We start from the raw sequence: 20646 nt of genomic DNA on the forward strand, positions 1-20646 counted from the left end.
CCGTTACATGCATCTGTAGGAAAAAACTCACTGCCATAACAATAATGCACATGGAGTAGCGTCGATGACCTCAGTAAACCAGTTCTGGCGCCGGGCAAGACTGCCCCTGGCCGTCAGTCTCGCTTCTACGCTCGCCGGGCCCGCATTCGGCGTCAGTTTCAACATTGGTGAAATCGAAGGGAGTTTTGACTCGTCGCTTTCCGTGGGGGCCAGTTGGGGCACAGCTAAACCCAATCGCGACCTGATCGGCGTCAACAACGGTGGCAAAGGGTTGTCGCAGACCTCCGATGACGGTCACTTGAACTTCAAGCGTGGGGAGACCTTCTCGAAGATCTTCAAGGGCATCCATGACCTGGAACTGAAGTACGGCGACACCGGTGTGTTCGTGCGAGGCAAGTATTGGTACGACTTTGAACTGAAGGATGAAAGCCGTCAGTTCAAGGACATCAGCGACAAAGGCCGCCAAGAAGGCGCACGGTCTTCCGGCGGGCAGATACTCGACGCATTCATTTACCACAACTATTCGATCGCGGATGAGCCGGGGTCTGTGCGGTTCGGCAAGCAAGTAGTGAGCTGGGGTGAAAGTACCTTCATCGGTGGTGGTGTCAACTCCATCAACCCGATCGATGTGGCTGCGTTCCGCCGTCCTGGTGCTGAGATCAAGGAAGGCTTGATTCCGGTCAACATGTTCTACGTATCACAGACGCTCACCGATAACTTGTCGGCGGAAGCCTTCTATCAGTTGGATTGGCAGCAGACGGTTACCGACAACTGCGGAACGTTCTTCTCACAGGCGGATGTGATCTCCAAAGGGTGCGATGACAACCTTCGGTTGCTCAGCAAGCGTTCAGTGATGGCGGGTGCAGGTGCTTTGCCTGCGTTGAACCGATTCGGGGTCAACATCAACGAGGAAGGCGTGCTGGTTCAGCGCAGCAAGGATCGTGAGGCGCGTGACGGCGGCCAGTTCGGTGTGGCGTTCCACTACAACTATGAGCCGCTGGACACAGAGTTTGGCGCCTACTTCATGAATTACCACAGCCGTGCTCCGATCTTCAGCGCGACTGGGGCTCCACCTTCGATCTATGCGGCGGCTCGGGCAGGTTTGCCGGCCACCCTGCAACCGCTCGCGGTGGCAGGTAATTCCAAATACTTCATCGAGTACCCGGAAGATATTCGCCTTTATGGTTTGAGCTTCTCCACGACGCTGCCTACCGGTACCGCATGGAGCGGGGAGATCAGTTACCGGCCCAATGCGCCGGTGCAGCTCAATACCACCGATATTCTTTACGCAGGTGTAACCCCTCTAGCTGCTTATGCCAATGCCTCTCCGCTCAAAGGCGTCGAGGGTCAGGACTTGCACGGGTATAACCGCAAGGAAATTACCCAGATCCAGACGACCTTCACGCACTTCTTCGACCAGGTCATGGGCGCAAGCCGCCTGACGCTGGTCGGTGAGATCGGGCTGACTCACGTAGGCGGCCTGGAAAGCAGTGACAAGGCACGTTACGGGCGCGACCCGGTATTTGGTCCGGGTCGCGGGCCAATGTGTACGGCGCTTAACACCGGTACGTTCAACGGTGCCGGCCCGGGCACCGACCGCAGCAACTTGACTACCAACTGCAACAATGACGGTTTCACCACGGCCAACTCCTGGGGCTACCGTGGCCGGGCTATCTGGGAGTACCCGGACGTCTTTGCCGGTGTGAACCTCAAGCCCAACGTAGCCTGGTCCCATGACGTCAGTGGTTATTCGCCTGGCCCTGGCGGCAACTTTGAAGAAGGTCGCAAGGCGGTCAGCCTTGGGTTGGATGCGGAATACCAGAATACCTACACCGCGAGCTTGGCCTACACCAACTTCTTCGGCGGCAAGTATTCCACCGTTGATGACCGCGATTTCATCGCGCTCAGTGTCGGCGCCAACTTCTAAGCGAATGTATTTCTAGGAAGAACCAGAGCATGAAAATAACTAAAAATCTGTTGCACGTGGGTGTGCTTGGGCTGTCGATCCTGGCGAGCAACGTCATGGCGGCAGTGCCGGCGGATGAAGCCGCCAAGCTGGGCACGACCCTGACCCCGATGGGCGCCGAAATGGCCGGCAACGCCGCAGGCACCATTCCAAAATGGTCGCCACTGCCCACCAACGCCGGCGCCGTTGACGCCCGTGGTTTCCTGGCCAACCCCTATGCCAGCGAACAACCACAGTTCACCATCACGGCGGCGAACGTCGAGCAGTACAAGGACAAGCTGGCGCCGGGTCAGTACGCGATGTTCAAGCGCTACCCGGACACCTTCAAGATGCCGGTCTATCCGACCCATCGCGGTGCCACCGTGCCGGCTGATGTGTTTGCGGCCATCAAGAAGAACGCCACCAACACCAACCTGGTGTCCGGCGGCAACGGCCTGGAGAACTTCGAGACCGCTATCCCGTTCCCGATTCCGAAAAGCGGCGTTGAAGTCATCTGGAACCACATCACCCGCTATCGCGGCGGCAGCGTGACTCGCCTGGTGACCCAGGCCACGCCGCAAACCAACGGTTCCTACAGCCTGGTGTACTTCCGCGATCAGTTCGTGTTCCGCGACAAGATGAAGGATTACGATCCGAAAAACCCGGGCAACGTGCTGTTCTACTTCAAACAGCAAGTGACCGCGCCGGCGCGTCTGGCCGGTGGTGTGCTGCTGGTGCACGAAACCCTGGACCAAGTGAAGGAACCGCGTTCGGCTTGGGTCTACAACGCCGGCCAGCGCCGTGTGCGCCGGGCGCCGCAAGTGTCTTATGACGGCCCAGGTACTGCGGCCGATGGCCTGCGTACATCCGACAACCTCGACATGTACAACGGCGCACCGGATCGCTACGACTGGAAGCTGGAGGGCAAGAAGGAAATCTACATCGCCTCCAACAGCTACAAGATCGACGATCCGAAGCTCAAGTACGCCGACATCATCAAGGCTGGCCACATCAACCAGGACCTGGCTCGCTACGAGCTGCGCCGTGTCTGGCATGTGGTCGCCACCTTGAAGGAAGGCCAACGCCACATCTACGCCAAGCGTGACTTCTTCATCGATGAAGACACCTGGCAAGCGGCAGTGATCGACCACTACGACGGTCGTGGCCAACTGTGGCGCGTAGCGGAGGCCCATGCCGAGAACTACTACGACAAGCAAGTGCCGTGGTACGCCCTGGAGACCCTCTACGACTTGCAGTCCGGCCGCTACCTGGCACTGGGCATGAAGAACGAAGAGAAGCAGGCGTATGACTTCGGCTTCACCGCCACCACCAGCGACTTCACTCCGGCAGCCCTGCGCCAGGATGGTGTTCGCTAAGCTGCACGCGTAACTCAATGTGGGAGGGGGCAAGCCCCCTCTCACATTTTTTGTCGCAGTTCTTTTTCAGGCAAATGTTGCAAAGATCTACAACCCTGCCGCTTTTACCGCTAGTCTGCGGACATCTGCAATGCCGACAACAGCCTTCTACAAGAGCCCGGCGATGACTGATCTGTCCCGAATCCAAGGGCCTGCCAGTGCGGTAATCCCGACCCTGGAAGGTCGCTTCTACAGGCCACCGCTGCCTGACGGCTATGTGCTGCGGCCGCGCCTGTGCGAACGCCTGAGTGCCGGGCTGGACGGGCGATTGTTGCTGGTCAGCGCGCCGGCCGGGTTCGGCAAGAGTTCGCTGGCGGTGGAGTTCTGCCAGAGCCTGCCGACCCATTGGCATAGCCTGTGGCTGGGCCTGAGTCCACGGGACAACGATCCCGGGCGTTTCCTCGAGCGCCTGCTCGACGGTCTGCAGCAATTCTTCCCGCAACTCGGCGCCCAGTCCCTGGGCCTGCTGAAAATGCGCCAGCGTCACCAGCCCTTTGCCTTTGAAGAATGGCTCGATGGCCTGCTCGACGAGCTGGCTGCGCACCTGTCCATGCGTGCGCCGCTGTTGCTGGTGCTGGATGACTACCATCTGGCCCAAGGGCCTGTGCTCGACCGTTGCCTGCAGTTTTTCCTCAACCATTTACCCGATGGCTTGGTGGTACTGGTCACCAGCCGGCAGCGTCCGGACTGGCATCTGGCGCGGCTGCGGCTGTCGCGTCATCTGCTGGAACTGCACGAACAGGATTTGCGCCTGACGCACGACGAATCACTGGCAGTGCTGGATCGCCACAGCAGTTCCCTGCGCGGTGAAGCGCTCGACAATTTGATCCGCCGCAGCGAAGGCTGGGTCGCCGGCCTGCGCTTCTGGTTGCTGGCCGCCTCCGAGGCCGGCAGCGACGGCGCCTTGCCACAGAGCCTGCACGGCGGTGAAGGGTTGATCCGCGATTACCTGCTGGAAGAGGTCATCGACTGCCTGCCGACCGAAGTGCAGGCGTTTTTGTACGACACCGCCCCTCAGGACCGATTTTGCAGCGAACTTTGCGATGCGGTGCGTGAAGCCCACGACAGCACCGAAATCCTGCGTTACCTGCAGGCGCACCAAGTGTTCCTCGTGCCCCTGGACGAACAGGGGCATTGGTATCGTTATCACCATCTGTTTTCGGATCTGCTGCGTACACGGCGCGCCAGCAGCAACGTGTTGCCGGCGGCCAGCCTGCACTTGCGCGCCTGTCGCTGGTTCAATGCCCAGGGGTTGATCGACGAGGCGGTGGAGCAGGCGTTGCGCGCCGGTCATCTGGATGTGGCGGCGAACCTGGTACAGAACCTGTCCGAAGAACAGCTGCTCGCCGAACAGAATGTCGGCATGTTGCTGCGCTGGAAAATGGACTTGCCCGACAGCCTGTTGATCAGCACACCGCGTTTGATCGTGCTCTACAGCTGGGCCTTGGGCCTGGCCTGCCAGTTGGATGCGGCCGAGGAACTGTCCAGCTACCTCAGCCGCTTCCTGCCGGCGCCCTCGGCTACCGCGCAAAAATCGATGTTGGCCCAGTGGCTGGCGTTGAGCGGGATCATCGCCCGGGGCCGGGGCGATCGCGAGTTGACCCAGCGCTATTGCAGCGAGGCGTTGGAAAGTCTGCCGCAACGGCGTTACGGCCAGCGGTTGATGTGTCTGTCGACGCTCTCCAACCTGGCCATTGTCGATGCCGACCTGTGGCGTGCACGTGGCTTGAATCGCGAATCCCTGGAACTGGCGCAGCGCGTCGGCAACCCCTTGTTCGAAGCCTTGGCCCATTACGACCGTGCGCGGGTGTTGCAGGCGCGCGGCGAGATCCTGCGCTCCCTGGATGAAGTGCGCCAGGGATTGCAGCGCCTGCATGGCCTGGCGCCGCAGCGCTTGTACGCGGTGCGTGCGCGGTTGTCGCTCTACGAAGGTTTTTTGCTGCTGGTGCGGCTCCAGCCTGAAGCCGGTCTCGCTCGCTTGCGCGCCGGTCTCGCCGAGGCCCGTGCTTGCCGCGATATCAGTGTGTTGATCGGTCATTGCGTGATCGCCAATTTCGAGGGGCGCCGGGGTGACTTCGCCAAGGCCTTCGCCGAACTTGCCGAGGCCGAGCGCTTGATGCATATCTGGGATGTGCCGCCGATCTACTATCTGGCGATGATTACCCTGATCAAGTGCGAGCTGTGGTTGGCCCAGGGCCGTACCGACCTGGCCGACGCCTGGCTGACCCGCCTGGGGCAGACCTACAACGGCGAACACGCCGCCGCCGCGCCGGAATTCCACCCGCACCTGCCGCAGCATATCGAGTTGCAACAGGCTGCACTGGATGCCACGCGCCACCAATCGGCTGCGGCGCTGCAACGCCTTGATGAACTGGCGCAGCAGGCGCATCACAGTGGGCGACAGATGATCGCCCTCATGGCGCTGACCCAGCAGGCGCAGTTGCTGCTGGAGAACAGTGAGGAGGCCAAGGCGCGTCCGGTGCTGGCCCAGGCGCTGGAGGCGGGTGGCGGTGGCGCGCTGCAACCCTTCCAGCGTCTGCTGGAAAACCACCCGGACTGGATGCGCGAGCAACTCGCCAAAGATCCCCATGGCCTTTTGAACGAGAGCCTGCTGGCGCTGTTACCTGCCGCCTTGGTGGTGGAGGCGGTGTCGACCCACGAAACCTTGAGTGCACGGGAGCTGGCCGTGCTGCAACTGATCGCTCAGGGCTGTTCCAATCAGGAGATCAGCAATCGGCTGTTCATCTCCCTGCATACGGTGAAGACCCACGCCAGCCACATCAACAGCAAGCTGGGCGTCGAGCGGCGCACTCAGGCGGTGGCACGGGCGCAGGAGCTGAGGTTGATCGGCTAGGGATGTCCCAGTCTGTTTTAATAGTGCAATTATTCTGGCGGTATTCGCCCGGAAACGACATTTCATTTGCACGACAGGACCCCTGAATGGAAACCGCCCAGCCGACCTTTATCCGCGAAACCTTCCCCGTCGGCCCCTTGCAGTGCAACTGCACCATCATCGGCGACCCCATCAGCAAAAAGGCCGTCGTGGTCGACCCTGGCGGCAACCATGAGCTGATCCTGGCGCGGCTCGATGCTCTAGGCCTCAAGGTGGTCAGCATCATCCACACTCATGCCCATCTGGATCATTTTCTGGCGTCCGGCCAGTTGAAGGAGAAGACCGGCGCCACGCTGCACCTGCACAAAGAGGATCAATTCCTCTGGGACAATCTGGAAATGCAATGCCAGATGTTTCGTGTGCCCTATACCCCGGTGCCTTCGCCAGACCGCTGGCTGGAACATGATGAGGAATTGGCCTGCGGATGTGGCGTGGCATTGCACACACCAGGCCACACGCCGGGGTCGATGAGCTTCTGGTTTGCCGATGCCAAGCTGCTGATTGCTGGCGACACGCTGTTTCGCCGCGGTATCGGGCGTACGGATTTGTGGGGTGGAGATCAGGCGACCATCGTGCGTTCGATCAAGCAGCGGTTATACACGCTGGATGAGGGCGCGACCGTGGTGACCGGTCACGGCCCGGATACCCGATTGGGCGATGAAATGCGTGAGAACCCATTTGTACGGGCGTGAAGGAATAATTGCCGGACAGAAGCTGTTCTATAACAGGCAAGCGTTGTAGCAAAAAACTCAGGTCGGGTTCAGCGTGTGTCTGCTACGGTTTCTGTAGTGACGGAATTTTTGCCGTTTGTCGTGTTCCAAACTCGGCACAGGTCCATTGCCAATGTCCTTTGCACCTTAGAATGCAAAAGTAGGAGCTTCCTTCATGTTCACTTCGCGTCGTCTGCTTGTTGTCGCTACCGTCGTAGCCCTGTTATCCGGCTGCGCATCCCCTAACCCTTATGACGGCAGCAGCCAGGGACAGGCGAGTAATGAATCCGGCGGTATGAGCAAGACCGCCAAGTACGGCGGCCTGGGTGCCCTGGCCGGTGCACTGGCGGGTGCAGCCATCGACCATAACAACCGTGGCAAGGGCGCATTGATCGGTGCGGTCGTTGCAGGTGCCGGCGCAGCCGGTTACGGCTACTACGCCGACCAGCAGGAAAAGAAACTGCGCGAAAGCATGGCCAATACCGGTGTTGAAGTTCAGCGCCAGGGCGACCAGATCAAGCTGATCATGCCGGGCAACATCACCTTCGCGACCAACTCGGATGCGATCTCCAGCAGCTTCTACCAGCCGCTGAACAACCTGGCCAACTCGCTCAAGCAGTTCAACCAGAACACGATCCAGATCGTTGGTTATACCGACAGCACGGGCAGCCGCCAGTTGAACATGGACCTGTCCCAGCGTCGCGCGCAGAGCGTGGCCAACTACCTGACGTCCCAGGGCGTCAACGGTGCCAACCTGAGCGCACGCGGTGCCGGCCCGGATAACCCGATTGCCAGCAACGCTGACGTCAATGGCCGTGCCCAGAACCGTCGTGTAGAAGTCAACCTCGGCCCGATTCCTGGCCAGCAGTACGGCCAGCCCGGCGCACAGGCACCGCAGCAGAACAACCAGTTCCAGGGCAACCCGTACTCGCAGTACCAGTAAACATTCGCTGATAAAAAAGGGCGCCTGTGTAAGGCGCCCTTTTTTGTGGCTGCGTGATTACATCAGTCGATGTATTCGAACACCTTCACGATCTTCTGCACGCCAGACACGCCTTGCACCAGATTGGCTGCACGCGTGGCTTCGGCCTGGGTCAGCAGACCCATCAGGTAGACGATGCCATTGTCGGTCACGACCTTGATGCGCGAACCAGGGATCGCATTATCGGTGAGCATCTGAGCCTTGATCTTGGTGGTCAGCAGGGCGTCATTGCTGATGGCCAGCAGGGTGATCGGGTCCATCACCTGCAATTCGTTATGCACTTTCTTCACGCGCTGTACGGCAGCGGCGGCTTGCTCGGCCTGGGCCTTGAGGTCGGCGCGTGGTGTCTGGCCGGCGAGCAAAACAACGCCGTTGAAGCTGGTCACGACGATGCGCGATGCACCGTTGCCCAGGTCGGTCGCGGCCTTGGCGACGTTGACTTCAACCTTGGTTTCGATCAGCGAGTCATCGATTTTGCTGCCGAAGGTACGGGTGCCCTTGTCATCCTGGATAGGGGTGTCGCGTGTTGCAGTGATGGCCGTGCTGCAGCCGCTGATAGCGAGGCACAGGGTGATGGCCAAAAGGCTGAGGCGGTTAACGGTCATTCTTCACTCCCAAACAGTTGGCTGTCGATCAGATCGCACAGGCAGTGGATCGCCAGCAGGTGGACTTCCTGGATACGTGCGGTGACATTGGCCGGGACGCGAATCTCCACGTCTTCAGGCAACAGCAATGAGGCCATGCCGCCGCCATCGCGCCCGGTCAATGCTACGACAATCATTTCGCGATCATGTGCGGCCTGGATCGCCTGAATAATATTCGCCGAGTTGCCGCTGGTGGAAATCGCCAGCAGCACGTCACCTGGTTGGCCCAGGGCGCGAATCTGCTTGGAGAAGATTTCGTTATAGCTGTAGTCGTTGGCAATCGAGGTGATCGTCGACGAATCGGTGGTCAAGGCAATGGCCGGCAAGCTCGGGCGCTCACGCTCGAAGCGGTTGAGCAACTCGGAAGAGAAATGCTGGGCATCGCCAGCCGAACCGCCGTTGCCGCACGACAGCATTTTGCCCTCGTTGAGCAAGGCGTTGACCATGACCTGACTGGCTTGCTCGATGTGCGGTGCAAGTACGTCCATCGCCTGTTGCTTGGTGTCGATACTGGCCTGGAAAAGCTGGCGAATTCGGGATTGCATGTCCATCTGTGTGACCTTAAGTAGCGCGGCTGTATGGCACAGGAATGTGCAGCCCGCAAAGCAAAGAGCAAAAGTGTGTGGTGAAGATGTCCGGCGAATCAGCTGTCGAAGGCATTCTTGAGCCAGTTCAGATCAGCCTGACCAGACGGTGTGCTTTCTATGGCAACCACATCGAAACGGCAGGGGGCGTCGGCCCAGCGATGCTCTTTTTGCAGGAAGAACTGCGAGGCGAGTATCAGCTTCTGACGCTTGCGCCCGTCGATACTGGCGAGCGCGCCACCCCATTGTGCGTGTTTTCTGTAGCGGACTTCGACGAATACTACTGTATCGCCGTCAAGCATGACCAGATCAAGCTCACCGCGTTTACATAACCAGTTCTGCGCCAACAGGCGCAGACCTTGTTGTTGCAGGTACTTCAGGGCTTGCAGTTCGGCGTCCTTGCCGCTTTGTGCGCTGGACCGCTCGGGCATCAGCGCGGAGTGTCCGGCAGGCGCTGGATCTCGCCACCGACAAACTTGGCCCATGGCATCTGGCGATCAACGCGCTGGTTGGCGCTGATACCCAGGTTGCCCGACAGACCGTCAACACGGGTATCCGGCAGTGCCTTGAGTTGCCCCAGGCGCGGCGCCAGGCGGTAGGCGTCGACGCCCATCGCATACAGGCGGCCGAGGCTGCCGTTGGCTTGTGGCCATTGTGCGGCTACCTGGTTGCGCAGCGGGTCGGTGGTATTGAGCAGCCAAGGCGTTTCGCAGAACATCACGTTGGTCATGTCCAGGTACTGGTTTTTGTCGCCGCTGGCGCTGAACACGTGGGACGTGGCGTATACGGGCACGTCGCCGGCATATTGGAAGTTAAGGGTCGGCTTGATCTGCTGGGCCAGTTGCGGGGTTACAGCCAGGAAAATGAACTCGATGTCCTGGCGGCGCGAAGGCTGCGCGGCTACATCGGTGCCGACGGTGCTTTGCAGGCTCTTGGCGCGACCTTCACTTTTGCGCAGCTGGAACATGTCGGCAATTTGTTGGGCAAGGGCGACCGGTTGGTCGACGTACTCGACGCCAACAACGGTGCCGCCATTGGCTTCCCAATCCTGGCGGAAAGCTTTGTACACACGCTCGCCCCACTCGCCACGCGGGACCATGGCAGCGGCACGATGCAGGCCGTCGGCACGGGCGCGGCGCGATACTTCGCGGGCTTCGTCTTCAGCGGCCAGGCCGAACTGGAACAGTTGCGCCGGGCTGCGATCAGTCTCGCTGTAGTTCAAAGCCAGGGTGGTGATAGGCAACTGCGGGCGGGCACTGAGCTGCTTGACCAGCGGCTTCTCCAGCGGGCCGACCACCAGTTGCACACCGGCGGCCTGGGCCTTGGCGTAGAAGTCGTCGAGGGAGGTCAGGCGCGAGCTGTCATAGAACTCGATGACTGGTGGCTTCTGCCCGGCTTGTTCGGCCTGGTAGTGCGCCGCCATGAAACCTTCGCGCAGCGCCTTGCCGACGGACGCCAGCGGGCCGTCCTGTGGCAGCAGCAGGGCGATCTTGTTCAGGGGCTGGCTGGCCAGTTCCTTGAGCTTGGTCAGCGGCGTGGGCAATTGCACGGCAGCCGGATGACCTGGATTCTGGGCGCGCCAGGTGTCGATGGCAGCCTGTTGCTGCTCCAGCGTACCGGCGCCCTTGACCGCTTGGGCCAGGGTGATCCAACCGTCCAGCACCGGATTGCCGCTGGCTTGCAGCTGTTCGGCCGGCACGGCGGCAATCAAGGCCCAGATGGCTTCGTGGTTGCTTTTGGCGGCATCACCCGTGAGCAGTGGGGCCATGGCGACACGTTCCCGGGCGGCAGCCAGGGTCTGTCCGTCGGCCTCATAAGCGCGGGCGTGCACGCTGCCGGTACGGATCTGCTGTTCAGGCGGTAGCTCCTTCAGGCTTTGCAGGCTCGGGTGGTTCAATGCGGTCAGCGCAGCCTTGGGCTGGTTGCGCGCCATGGCCAGTTCGGCGGCCAGGGTGCTGGCAAACACTTGCGCGGCAGGCTTGAGGACATCCAGGGGCACTTGCGCAAGAATCTGCGACGAGCGCCCGGGGTTGTTCTGCTTGTAGGCCATGTCTGCCGCACTCAGGCGCAGCAACGCGGCCTTTTCTGGCGTTTTGGCGGTGGTGGCCTGTTCGAGCAGTTGCTCGATACTGGCGTCCGGGGTCCGTGGAAGGTCGCCAAGGCTGGACGAGGGCGAGCTGGCACACGCGGCCAACAAGGCAGCGAGGCAGAGGGCGGAGAGCAGCCGCAGGCAAGCGATCATGTAAGTGTTCCTGATACCGATCAAATTAGCGTGGAATTGTACCCAAGCACTGGCCCAGGCGCGATGTTACTGGCGTGAAACCATCGATTTAGGTCGTGCAAATGTTGCAAGTGGCTCCAAACGGCTGAAAAGGCATCGGCCGTGATGGCATATTTTCAAGGCGCCTACGCGCTACAATGTCGCTTTTGCCAACCATCGAGGTGTGCGTTTTGACTGCTCCAGGTCCTTTGAATTCCACTGCAGGCTCGCTTTTTGTCGTGGCGACGCCCATTGGCAACCTGGACGACATCAGTGCGCGGGCACTGAAAGTGTTGCGCGAGGTTAAATTGATCGCGGCTGAAGACACGCGGCACTCCCAGCGTTTGATGCAGCATTTTGGTATCAGCACGCCATTAGCCGCCTGCCACGAACACAACGAACGCGAAGAAGGCAGCCGTTTTATCGTGCGCCTGTTGGCCGGCGACGATGTGGCGCTGATCTCCGACGCGGGCACGCCACTGATCTCCGACCCTGGCTACCATCTGGTGCGCCAAGCGCGGGCCGCTGGTATCAATGTAGTGCCTGTTCCGGGCGCGTGCGCGCTGATTGCGGCATTGTCGGCGGCGGGCCTGCCGTCGGATCGTTTTATTTTCGAGGGTTTCCTGCCGGCCAAGGCCGTCGGGCGGCGCGCACGGCTGCAAGCGTTAAAGGAAGAACCGCGCACCTTGATCTTCTATGAAGCTCCTCATCGCATCCTCGAATGCCTGCAGGACATGGAGCTGGTGTTTGGCGGCGAGCGCCTGGCACTGCTGGCCCGTGAGCTGACCAAGACCTTCGAAACCCTCAAGGGCTTGCCGCTGGAAGAGCTGCGTGCGTTTGTCGAAGGTGACAGCAATCAGCAGCGCGGCGAGTGTGTGGTGCTGGTGGCAGGCTGGACCGCGCCTGAGGACGAAGATGCGGTGGGCAGCGAGGCCATGCGCATCCTTGACCTGCTGCTCAAGGAGATGCCCCTCAAGCGTGCGGCCGCCCTGGCGGCGGAAATCACTGGGGTGCGCAAGAACCTCTTGTATCAAGCTGCGCTGGATAAACAGAAAGCCGAATAGTTCCGGGGTTGAACCGGTATTCCGTCTGAACGTGATGGCAATTCTGAACTTTTATTACTTGTCCTAAGTCCGCCGTGCCGTTAACCTGCGCGGCGGAGAGTCGATTGGACAGTCGCTGCCCTCTATGAAAATTAGGGGGGGGAGGAAAGTCCGGGCTCCATAGGGCGAAGTGCCAGGTAATGCCTGGGAGGCGTGAGCCTACGGAAAGTGCCACAGAAAATAACCGCCTAAGCACTTCGGTGCCGGTAAGGGTGAAAAGGTGCGGTAAGAGCGCACCGCACGACTGGCAACAGTTCGTGGCTAGGTAAACCCCACTTGGAGCAAGACCAAATAGGGTCCCAAGGCGTGGCCCGCGCTGGGACCGGGTAGGTTGCTAAAGATGTCCAGTGATGGCCATCGTAGACGAATGACTGTTCAAGACAGAACCCGGCTTATAGATCGACTCTCCACCTTTTTCCTTCTGTCCGAATCTCGAGCAGAAACCCGGTAGTAACGCAAGAATCCCTCCCTGCCGAATCATTGGCAGATGCATCTTCGTAATACCAAAAAAATCTTACTCTTAATAAATTACTTTAAGTTCAGCCTATAGCTCTTTGAGCTATTTGTGCTTGTTGGGCCAAAAACATCGCCGAACTCTGGTTTCTCCTCCCTTTACGCTCCTAAATCTCCGTTCTGTAAGGCTTTTCCTTGAATCCGCGCCTTGACGGTGTGGTGGGCGCATTCCTATAGTGTGCGCAAGTGGCGGAAAGTGGCACAAAGTGGGTTTTTTGAACGTAAAACGCTAAAATTTGGAGAAACGCATCTGTGTTTCGCGGAGCTAACGCTATCAGTCTCGATGCAAAAGGCCGTCTCGCCATGCCGAGCCGGTATCGTGACGAGCTCATTTCGCGAAGTTCCGGACAGTTGATCATCACCATCGATGCCGTTGACCCTTGTTTATGTGTTTACCCGCTCGATGAGTGGGAGTTGATTGAAACCAAACTGCGCGCCTTGCCTTCATTGCGTGAAGAGAACCGTCGCCTTCAGCGTTTGCTGATTGGTAATGCCGTCGACCTCGAGTTGGATGGCAGCGGTCGTTTCCTGGTGCCGCCGCGTCTGCGCGAGTACGCCAAGCTGGATAAGCGCGCAATGCTGGTTGGCCAACTGAACAAGTTCCAATTGTGGGACGAAGATGCCTGGGATGCTGTTTCTGCAGCTGACCTGGCTGCTATTCAACAACCGGGCGCCATGCCTGATGAACTGCGTGATTTGATCCTGTGACTATTGATAGCGGCTTTAACCACATCACCGTACTGCTTGACGAAGCCGTTGAGGCTCTCGCCGTACGCGCGGATGGCTGCTATCTGGACGGCACGTTCGGCAGGGGCGGGCATAGCCGGTTGATACTCAGCCAGCTCGGGTCCGACGGCAAACTCCTCGGATTCGACAAAGACCCCCAAGCGATTGCCACCGGGCAAGCGCTAGCGGCCGAAGACGGCCGCTTTGTCGTTGTGCAGCGCAGCTTTGCCGAGCTGGGTGCCGAAGTCGCCGAGCGCGGCATGGCGGGCAAGGTGGCCGGGGTTTTGCTCGACCTGGGCGTGTCCTCGCCGCAACTCGATGACCCGGAGCGCGGCTTCAGTTTCATGAACGACGGTCCGCTCGATATGCGCATGGACCCGACCCGTGGCGTCAGCGCCGCACAGTTCATTGCCACCGCGCCGGTGGAAGAAATCGCCCGTGTGTTCAAGGAATACGGTGAAGAACGCTTCGCCGGCCGCATGGCGCGTGCCGTGGTCGAGCGTCGCGAAATCCAGCCGTTCGAGCGCACTGCCGACCTGGCCGAAGTGCTGAAGGTCGCCAACCCTGCGTGGGAAAAGGGCAAGAACCCGGCGACCCGTGCGTTCCAAGGTCTGCGTATTCACGTCAACAACGAATTGGGCGACCTGGAGGCCGGCCTCGAGGCTGCCTTCGAGGCGCTGGAAGTGGGCGGTCGCCTGGTGGTGATCAGCTTCCACTCCCTGGAAGACCGTATCGTCAAACTGTTCATGCGCCGCCTGGTCAAGGGTGAGTCCGACAACCTGCCGCGCAACCTGCCGGTACGGTTCGAAGCCTTTGTGCCGAAAATCAAAATCCATGGCAAAGCGCAGTTCGCCTCCGAAGCCGAGCTCAAGGCCAACCCACGTTCCCGTAGCGCCGTCATGCGCGTCGCGGAGAAGTTGCGGTGAGCAAGCTTTTCGCCAAGCCCCTCCCGGGCGGCAGCTTCTTTATGTTGCTGCTGTTTGTTGGCGTGCTGATATCCGCGATTGCGGTGTCCTACAGCGCCCACTACAACCGCCAACTGCTCAATACCCTGTACGGGGAATTGAGCGTGCGTGACAAAGCCCAGGCGGAATGGGGCCGGTTGATCCTGGAGCAAAGCACTTGGACAGCCCACAGCCGCATCGAAGTGCTGGCGACTGAACAGTTGAAAATGCACATCCCGGGCGCGGCCGAAGTTCGCATGGTGGCGCCATGATGAAACTCGAAGGCGCACTCTATCCATGGCGCTTCCGCCTGATGCTCGGTTTGCTGGCATTGATGGTGGGGGCGATCGCCTGGCGGATCATCGACCTGCAAGTGGTCGACCGTGACTTCCTGATTGGCCAGGGCGATGCCCGTAGCCTGCGCCACATCCCGATTCCTGCGCACCGCGGCCTGATCACCGACCGTAACGGCGAGCCGCTGGCCGTCAGTACGCCGGTCACCACCTTGTGGGCCAACGCCAAAGAATTGCAGGTCGCCAAGGATCGCTGGCCGGCGCTTGCCGCCGCGCTGGGGCAAGACCCGAAAGCCTTGGCCGAGCGCCTGGAAGCCCAGGCCAACAAAGAATTCATCTACCTGGTTCGAGGCCTTACCCCCGAACAAGGCCAGCAAGTGCTCGACCTTAAAGTCCCCGGTGTCTACGGCATCGAGGAATTCCGTCGTTTCTACCCGGCTGGTGAAACCACTGCGCATATGGTCGGCTTTACCGATATCGATGACCACGGCCGCGAAGGGGTGGAGCTCGCCTACGATGAATGGCTCGCCGGGGTTCCCGGCAAACGACAAGTCATCAAGGATCGGCGCGGCAGACTGATCAAGGATGTCCAAGTCACCAAAAACGCCAAGGCCGGTAAGCCCTTGGCGTTGTCGATTGACCTGCGCCTGCAATACCTGGCCAACCGCGAGCTGCGTAACGCGATCATCGAGAACGGCGCCAAGGCCGGCAGCCTGGTGATCATGGACGTCAAGACCGGCGAAATCCTCGCCATGGTCAACCAGCCGACCTACAACCCCAACAACCGTCGCAACCTGCAGCCGGCGATGATGCGCAACCGCGCCATGATCGACGTGTTTGAGCCGGGTTCGACCATGAAAGCCATTTCCATGAGTGCCGCTCTCGAAACCGGGCGCTGGAAACCCAGCGACAAGGTCGAGGTGTATCCGGGTACGTTACAACTGGGCAAATACACCATTCGTGACGTGTCCCGTACCGAGGGCCCGGTGCTGGATCTGACAGGTATCCTGATTAACTCCAGTAACGTGGGCATGAGTAAGGTCGCCTTCGATATCGGCGGCGAAACCATTTACCACCTGGCGCAGAAAATCGGTTTGGGCCAACCCACCGGCCTGGATTTCCCCGGCGAGCGCGTGGGCAACCTGCCGAACTACCGCGACTGGAAAAAGGCCGAGACCGCCACGCTTTCCTATGGTTACGGCCTGTCGGTGACGGCGATCCAACTGGCCCATGCTTTCTCTGTATTGGCAAATAACGGCCGCATGGTTCCGCTGAGCCTGATCCATGTCGACGAAGCGCCGAAAGCCACCCAGGTGATCCCGGAAAACGTCGCCAAGACCATGCAAGGCATGCTGCAACAAGTGATCGAAGCGCCACGCGGTGTGTTTCGTGCCCAGGTGCCGGCGTATCACGTGGCTGGCAAGTCGGGTACTGCGCGTAAGACGTCCGTGGGCACCAAGGGCTACGCCGAAAACTCCTACCGTTCGCTGTTCGCTGGCTTCGGCCCGATGAGCGACCCACGCTACGCCATCGTGGTGGTGATCGATGAGCCGAGCAAAGCCGGTTACTTCGGTGGCCTGGTCTCGGCGCCGGTGTTCAGCAAAGTGATGTCCGGCACCCTGCGCCTGATGAACATCACGCCGGACAACCTGCCGCCGACTCAACAAGCGAACGCCGGCCCACCGGCCACTGCTGCAAAAGCCAATGGAGGGCGCGGCTGATGTCTCTTAGCCTGAACAAGATTTTTGCCCACGCCGGCCGCGATCTGCTGATCCGCGAGTTGAGCCTGGACAGCCGCAATGTGCGCGCCGGTGACCTGTTCCTGGCGGTGCCTGGCGGCAAGTTCGATGGCCGTGCACATATCGCCGACGCCCTGCAACGCGGCGCGGCTGCCGTGGCCTACGAAGTGGAAGGCGCCACCGTGTTGCCGATCACCGATGTTCCGCTGATTCCGGTCAAGGGGTTGGCCAAACAGCTCTCGGACATCGCCGGGCGTTTCTATGGCGAGCCAAGTCGGCATGTCAACCTGATCGGCGTTACCGGCACCAATGGCAAGACCAGCGTGACCCAACTGGTCGCGCAGGCCCTTGACCTGCTCGGCCAGCACTGCGGCATTGTCGGCACCTTGGGCACCGGTTTCTACGGCGCGCTGCAAAGCGGCCTGCACACCACGCCGAACCCGATTGCCGTGCAGGCGACCCTGGCCGACCTGAAAAAGGCCGGTGCCAAGGCGGTTGCGATGGAAGTGTCGTCCCACGGCCTGCACCAGGGTCGCGTTGCTGCCCTGGCCTTCGATGTGGCGGTGATGACTAACCTGTCCCGCGATCACCTCGACTACCACGGCACCATGGAAGCCTACGCTGCCGAGAAGGCCAAGCTGTTCGCCTGGAATGACTTGAAGTGCCGCGTAGTGAACCTGGACGACGAATTCGGTCGCCAACTGGCCGCCGAAGAGCGTGAGTCGCGCCTGATCAGCTACAGCCTGGAAGACGCCAGCGCGTACCTGTATTGCCGCGATGCCCAATTCAATGACGAAGGCGTGCGCGCGACGTTGGTGACGCCTCAGGGCGAACATCATCTGCGCAGCACCTTGCTCGGTCGTTTCAACCTGAGCAACACCCTGGCGGCCGTCGGCGCATTGCTCGGCCTGGATTACGCTCTCGATGAAATCCTGCGTGTGCTGCCCAAGCTGGAAGGCCCGGTCGGTCGCATGCAGCGCCTGGGTGGCGGCAAACAGCCGTTGGTGGTGGTCGATTACGCCCACACCCCGGACGCCCTGGAAAAAGTCCTGGTGGCCCTGCGTCCACACGCCAAGGGCAAGCTCCTGTGCCTGTTTGGCTGCGGTGGTGATCGTGATCGCGGCAAGCGCCCGTTGATGGCTGAGATTGTCGAGCGCCTGGCCGATGGCGTGCTCGTCACCGACGACAACCCACGCAGCGAAGACCCGAGCCAGATTTTCGACGATATCCGCGTCGGCTTCAAAGATGTGTCCAAGGCTACGTTCGTCGCCGGTCGCGGCGCAGCCATTGCCCAATTGATCGCCAGCGCCAGTGCTGACGACGTGGTGGTGCTGGCCGGTAAAGGTCACGAGGACTATCAGGAAATCAACGGCGAGCGCCATGCCTTCTCCGATCTGGTCGAGGCCGATCACGCCTTGACCGCCTGGGAGGTTGCCCATGCTTAAACCGATGATGTTCAGCGAACTGACCCAGGCCCTGTCGGCCCGTGTACTGTCCAGCGATTGCCGCTTCGACGGCGTGAGTATCGACAGCCGCAACATCAAGCCGGGGCAACTGTTTGTCGCCCTGGCTGGCCCGCGTTTCGATGGTCACGACTACCTGAATGAAGTCGCCGCCAAAGGCGCCGTGGGTGCCTTGGTGCAACGCGAAGTCGCGGATTCCACACTGCCGCAATTGCTGGTCGCCGACACCCGCCTGGCCCTTGGCCAATTGGGTGCGTTGAACCGTGCCGCGTTCACCAACCCCGTTGCGGCCATCACCGGATCCAGCGGCAAGACCACGGTCAAGGAACTGCTCGCCGGTGTGTTGCGCACTCGCGGCCCGGTGCTCGCAACCCGTGGCAACCTGAACAATGACTTCGGCGCACCGCTGACCCTGCTCGAACTGGCCCCGGAACACACCGCGGCGGTGATCGAGCTGGGCGCGTCGCGCATCGGTGAAATCGCCTACACCGTGGCACTGACCAAGCCCCACGTGGCGATCATCAACAATGCCGGAACTGCCCACGTCGGCGAGTTCGGCGGCCCGGAAAAAATCGTCGAAGCCAAGGGTGAAATCCTCGAAGGTCTCGATGCATCCGGCACTGCTGTACTGAATCTTGACGACAAGGCCTTCGAAACCTGGCGTGTACGCGCCGCCGGGCGCAAGGTCCTGACGTTTGCCGTGCGCAACGCTGCGGCTGATTTCCATGCGTCCGACATTACCGTCGACGCCCGTGGTTGCCCGTCCTTTACCTTGCACACCCCGCAGGGCAATGAGCACGTGCAGTTGAACCTGCTGGGCAACCATAACGTCGCCAATGCCCTGGCCGCCGCCGCTGCCGCCTACGCCCTGGGCGTGTCGTTGTTCGGCATCGCCACCGGGCTTGGCGCGGTGCAGCCGGTCAAGGGCCGCACCGTGGCGCAGTTGGCGAGCAACGGCATGCGCGTGATCGATGACACTTACAACGCCAACCAGTCCTCGGTCTGCGCCGCAATCGACCTGCTTAAAGGCTTCGATGGCCGCAAGGTACTGGTGCTGGGTGATATCGCCGAGCTGGGCGACTGGGCTGAACAGTCCCACCGTGAGGTCGGTGCCTACGCCACCGGCAACGTCGACGCGCTGTACGCCGTCGGCCCGAACATGGCCCATGCCGTCAATGCGTTCGGCCCCGGTGCACGTCATTTCGCGACCCAGGCCGAGCTGATCCAGGCGCTGACGGCGTCTGAACACGACAAACATACAACCATTTTGATCAAGGGATCGCGCAGCGCGGTGATGGAAAACGTCGTCGCGGCCTTGTGTGGCTCAAGTACGGAGAAACATTAATGCTGCTGCTGCTGGCTGAGTATCTGCAACAGTTCCACAAAGGCTTCGCGGTCTTTCAGTACCTGACCCTGCGCGGGATCCTGGGTGTGCTGACCGCGTTGTGTTTGTCGCTGTTCCTGGGACCGTGGATGATCCGCACCCTGCAGAACCTGCAAATTGGTCAATCGGTTCGTAATGACGGCCCGCAGTCGCACCTGTCCAAGTCCGGCACCCCGACCATGGGCGGTGCGCTGATACTGTCCTCCATCGGCGTCAGCACGTTGCTGTGGGCCGACCTGCACAACCGCTACGTGTGGACTGTGTTGTTGGTGACGTTGCTGTTCGGCGCCATCGGCTGGGTGGATGACTACCGCAAAGTGATCGAGAAGAACTCCAAGGGCCTGCCAAGCCGCTGGAAGTATTTCTGGCAGTCGGTGTTTGGCCTCGCCGCGGCGATTTTCCTCTACACCACTGCGCCAAGCGCAGTGGAAACGACCCTGATCATCCCGATGCTCAAGGACGCCAGCATTCCCCTGGGCATCGGCTTCGTGGTGCTGACCTATTTCGTGATCGTCGGCTCCAGCAACGCGGTCAACCTCACCGACGGCCTCGACGGCCTGGCGATCATGCCGACGGTGATGGTGGGCGGCGCGCTCGGCATCTTTTGCTACCTGTCGGGTAACGTGAAATTCGCCGAGTACCTGCTGATCCCTTACGTGCCGGGCGCGGGTGAGTTGATTGTGTTCTGCGGCGCACTGATCGGCGCCGGCCTTGGGTTCCTGTGGTTCAACACTTACCCCGCACAAGTGTTCATGGGCGACGTCGGCGCACTGGCGCTGGGCGCGGCCCTGGGCACCATCGCGGTGATCGTTCGCCAGGAAATCGTGCTGTTCATCATGGGCGGTGTGTTCGTGATGGAAACCCTGTCGGTGGTCATCCAGGTGGCGTCCTTCAAATTGACCGGGCGTCGTGTGTTCCGCATGGCGCCGATTCACCACCACTTTGAACTCAAGGGCTGGCCCGAGCCACGCGTGATTGTCCGCTTCTGGATCATCACCGTGATCCTGGTGCTGATCGGCCTTGCCACCCTGAAACTGAGGTAGAAACG

The 20646-nt window shown here is 60.6% G+C and carries 17 protein-coding genes and 1 other RNA gene; 14 read left to right on the forward strand and 4 right to left on the reverse strand.

The window, feature by feature from the left end; translation table 11 throughout:
• Positions 1 to 64 precede the first annotated feature (64 nt).
• From BLR69_RS26355 to BLR69_RS26375, 5 genes are all read left to right on the forward strand, one after another.
• Positions 65 to 1927: a DUF1302 domain-containing protein gene (locus BLR69_RS26355; RefSeq protein ID WP_071494116.1), complete on the forward strand. Its 1863-nt coding sequence runs from the start codon at positions 65 to 67 to the stop codon at positions 1925 to 1927.
• A 29-nt stretch (positions 1928 to 1956) separates the two neighbouring features.
• Positions 1957 to 3321 (forward strand): DUF1329 domain-containing protein, encoded by a 1365-nt coding sequence (locus BLR69_RS26360; RefSeq protein ID WP_071494115.1) that lies wholly within the window; start codon positions 1957 to 1959, stop codon positions 3319 to 3321.
• A 163-nt stretch (positions 3322 to 3484) separates the two neighbouring features.
• Positions 3485 to 6214 carry a LuxR C-terminal-related transcriptional regulator gene (locus BLR69_RS26365; protein WP_071494114.1) on the forward strand — a complete coding sequence of 910 codons (2730 nt, stop codon included), beginning with the start codon at positions 3485 to 3487 and terminating at the stop codon, positions 6212 to 6214.
• Positions 6215 to 6300: 86 nt separating this feature from the next.
• Positions 6301 to 6945 carry an MBL fold metallo-hydrolase gene (locus tag BLR69_RS26370; RefSeq protein ID WP_071494113.1) on the forward strand — a complete coding sequence of 215 codons (645 nt, stop codon included), beginning with the start codon at positions 6301 to 6303 and terminating at the stop codon, positions 6943 to 6945.
• A 193-nt stretch (positions 6946 to 7138) separates the two neighbouring features.
• Positions 7139 to 7906 (forward strand): OmpA family protein, encoded by a 768-nt coding sequence (locus BLR69_RS26375; RefSeq protein ID WP_071494112.1) that lies wholly within the window; start codon positions 7139 to 7141, stop codon positions 7904 to 7906.
• A 62-nt stretch (positions 7907 to 7968) separates the two neighbouring features.
• Here BLR69_RS26375 and BLR69_RS26380 read toward each other — a convergent pair whose 3' ends face one another.
• The 4 genes from BLR69_RS26380 to BLR69_RS26395 form a co-directional block, all read right to left on the reverse strand.
• The gene (locus BLR69_RS26380) at positions 7969 to 8550 is read right to left on the reverse strand and encodes a BON domain-containing protein (protein WP_016974948.1); all 582 of its coding nucleotides are present in this window, start codon (positions 8548 to 8550) and stop codon (positions 7969 to 7971) included.
• Positions 8547 to 9140 carry a phosphoheptose isomerase gene (locus BLR69_RS26385; RefSeq protein WP_007904374.1) on the reverse strand — a complete coding sequence of 198 codons (594 nt, stop codon included), beginning with the start codon at positions 9138 to 9140 and terminating at the stop codon, positions 8547 to 8549. Before BLR69_RS26385 ends, BLR69_RS26380 begins: the two co-directional genes overlap by 4 nt.
• Before the next feature lie 92 nt (positions 9141 to 9232).
• Positions 9233 to 9604, reverse strand: a complete 372-nt coding sequence (locus tag BLR69_RS26390) for a YraN family protein (protein ID WP_071494111.1) — start codon at positions 9602 to 9604, stop codon at positions 9233 to 9235.
• Positions 9604 to 11415, reverse strand: a complete 1812-nt coding sequence (locus BLR69_RS26395; RefSeq protein WP_071494110.1) for a penicillin-binding protein activator — start codon at positions 11413 to 11415, stop codon at positions 9604 to 9606. Before BLR69_RS26395 ends, BLR69_RS26390 begins: the two co-directional genes overlap by 1 nt.
• Before the next feature lie 176 nt (positions 11416 to 11591).
• Here BLR69_RS26395 and rsmI point away from each other — a divergent pair, with 176 nt between their 5' ends.
• The 9 genes from rsmI (at position 11592) to mraY (ending at position 20641) form a co-directional block, all read left to right on the forward strand.
• Positions 11592 to 12497, forward strand: coding sequence for a 16S rRNA (cytidine(1402)-2'-O)-methyltransferase (rsmI, locus tag BLR69_RS26400; RefSeq protein ID WP_166794329.1), 906 nt, complete (start codon positions 11592 to 11594; stop codon positions 12495 to 12497).
• Positions 12498 to 12593: 96 nt separating this feature from the next.
• An RNA gene (gene rnpB, locus BLR69_RS26405) (RNase P RNA component class A) lies at positions 12594 to 12947 on the forward strand.
• A 354-nt stretch (positions 12948 to 13301) separates the two neighbouring features.
• Entirely contained in the window at positions 13302 to 13757 is a 456-nt protein-coding gene (mraZ, locus tag BLR69_RS26410; protein ID WP_003171868.1) for a division/cell wall cluster transcriptional repressor MraZ, read from the forward strand.
• Positions 13754 to 14701 (forward strand): 16S rRNA (cytosine(1402)-N(4))-methyltransferase RsmH, encoded by a 948-nt coding sequence (gene rsmH, locus BLR69_RS26415; protein ID WP_071494109.1) that lies wholly within the window; start codon positions 13754 to 13756, stop codon positions 14699 to 14701. Before mraZ ends, rsmH begins: the two co-directional genes overlap by 4 nt.
• Positions 14698 to 14991 carry a cell division protein FtsL gene (gene ftsL, locus BLR69_RS26420; protein WP_010213047.1) on the forward strand — a complete coding sequence of 98 codons (294 nt, stop codon included), beginning with the start codon at positions 14698 to 14700 and terminating at the stop codon, positions 14989 to 14991. The genes rsmH and ftsL overlap by 4 nt, the downstream gene beginning before the upstream one ends.
• Positions 14991 to 16733, forward strand: coding sequence for a peptidoglycan D,D-transpeptidase FtsI family protein (locus BLR69_RS26425; protein ID WP_166794330.1), 1743 nt, complete (start codon positions 14991 to 14993; stop codon positions 16731 to 16733). The genes ftsL and BLR69_RS26425 overlap by 1 nt, the downstream gene beginning before the upstream one ends.
• The gene (locus BLR69_RS26430) at positions 16733 to 18196 is read left to right on the forward strand and encodes a UDP-N-acetylmuramoyl-L-alanyl-D-glutamate--2,6-diaminopimelate ligase (protein ID WP_071494107.1); all 1464 of its coding nucleotides are present in this window, start codon (positions 16733 to 16735) and stop codon (positions 18194 to 18196) included. The genes BLR69_RS26425 and BLR69_RS26430 overlap by 1 nt, the downstream gene beginning before the upstream one ends.
• The gene (locus BLR69_RS26435) at positions 18189 to 19559 is read left to right on the forward strand and encodes a UDP-N-acetylmuramoyl-tripeptide--D-alanyl-D-alanine ligase (RefSeq protein ID WP_071494106.1); all 1371 of its coding nucleotides are present in this window, start codon (positions 18189 to 18191) and stop codon (positions 19557 to 19559) included. The genes BLR69_RS26430 and BLR69_RS26435 overlap by 8 nt, the downstream gene beginning before the upstream one ends.
• The gene (mraY, locus tag BLR69_RS26440) at positions 19559 to 20641 is read left to right on the forward strand and encodes a phospho-N-acetylmuramoyl-pentapeptide-transferase (protein ID WP_058422956.1); all 1083 of its coding nucleotides are present in this window, start codon (positions 19559 to 19561) and stop codon (positions 20639 to 20641) included. The genes BLR69_RS26435 and mraY overlap by 1 nt, the downstream gene beginning before the upstream one ends.
• Positions 20642 to 20646: the final 5 nt, after the last annotated feature.

The organism is Pseudomonas azotoformans, from assembly GCF_900103345.1.
GTDB lineage: Bacteria > Pseudomonadota > Gammaproteobacteria > Pseudomonadales > Pseudomonadaceae > Aquipseudomonas > Aquipseudomonas azotoformans.

Coding starts and splice junctions, on each gene's coding strand:
- BLR69_RS26355 (WP_071494116.1), top strand. CDS start 65: ATGACCTCAGTAAACCAGTTCTGGCGCCGGGCAAGACTGCCCCTGGCC.
- BLR69_RS26360 (WP_071494115.1), top strand. CDS start 1,957: ATGAAAATAACTAAAAATCTGTTGCACGTGGGTGTGCTTGGGCTGTCG.
- BLR69_RS26365 (WP_071494114.1), top strand. CDS start 3,485: ATGACTGATCTGTCCCGAATCCAAGGGCCTGCCAGTGCGGTAATCCCG.
- BLR69_RS26370 (WP_071494113.1), top strand. CDS start 6,301: ATGGAAACCGCCCAGCCGACCTTTATCCGCGAAACCTTCCCCGTCGGC.
- BLR69_RS26375 (WP_071494112.1), top strand. CDS start 7,139: ATGTTCACTTCGCGTCGTCTGCTTGTTGTCGCTACCGTCGTAGCCCTG.
- BLR69_RS26380 (WP_016974948.1), bottom strand. CDS start 8,550: ATGACCGTTAACCGCCTCAGCCTTTTGGCCATCACCCTGTGCCTCGCT.
- BLR69_RS26385 (WP_007904374.1), bottom strand. CDS start 9,140: ATGGACATGCAATCCCGAATTCGCCAGCTTTTCCAGGCCAGTATCGAC.
- BLR69_RS26390 (WP_071494111.1), bottom strand. CDS start 9,604: ATGCCCGAGCGGTCCAGCGCACAAAGCGGCAAGGACGCCGAACTGCAA.
- BLR69_RS26395 (WP_071494110.1), bottom strand. CDS start 11,415: ATGATCGCTTGCCTGCGGCTGCTCTCCGCCCTCTGCCTCGCTGCCTTG.
- rsmI (WP_166794329.1), top strand. CDS start 11,592: ATGTCGCTTTTGCCAACCATCGAGGTGTGCGTTTTGACTGCTCCAGGT.
- BLR69_RS26425 (WP_166794330.1), top strand. CDS start 14,991: ATGAAACTCGAAGGCGCACTCTATCCATGGCGCTTCCGCCTGATGCTC.
- BLR69_RS26430 (WP_071494107.1), top strand. CDS start 16,733: ATGTCTCTTAGCCTGAACAAGATTTTTGCCCACGCCGGCCGCGATCTG.
- BLR69_RS26435 (WP_071494106.1), top strand. CDS start 18,189: ATGCTTAAACCGATGATGTTCAGCGAACTGACCCAGGCCCTGTCGGCC.
- mraY (WP_058422956.1), top strand. CDS start 19,559: ATGCTGCTGCTGCTGGCTGAGTATCTGCAACAGTTCCACAAAGGCTTC.